Here is a 286-nt window from a genome sequence, read left to right as displayed (position 1 = left end):
TTTTAAGGCAATTAGCGATGAGCGTTTGAAAGCATCGTTTAAGGTAACTTTCGACAAACACCCAATCCCCATACCTGACTCTACTGCCCGTTTGATGGCTTCGGTATGTTGTAGTTCGAGTTCAATATTAAGCTCATGAAGCACTCCCTGCATTGCATTATCGAATGCTTGCCGTGTTCCTGAACCTGCCTCTCTCAGAATCCATTTTGCTTTGCTTAGCTGTTGGTCACTAACGTGTGAAAGCGTACTTAGCTCAGATTTCGGGTCGCAGAAGACCACTAACTCA

Annotated in this window: 1 protein-coding gene; it reads right to left on the bottom strand. The window is 44.8% G+C overall.

Going from position 1 to position 286, the window contains the following annotated elements:
• Positions 1-286, bottom strand: a 286-nt coding sequence (locus A3761_RS07480) for a LysR substrate-binding domain-containing protein (protein ID WP_231881189.1), incomplete at both ends; no start/stop codon positions are given.

The organism is Oleiphilus sp. HI0123, from assembly GCF_001635315.1.
The sequence above is the reverse complement of the archived record's forward strand: the minus strand, read 5'-3'. Positions and strand labels throughout refer to the sequence as shown.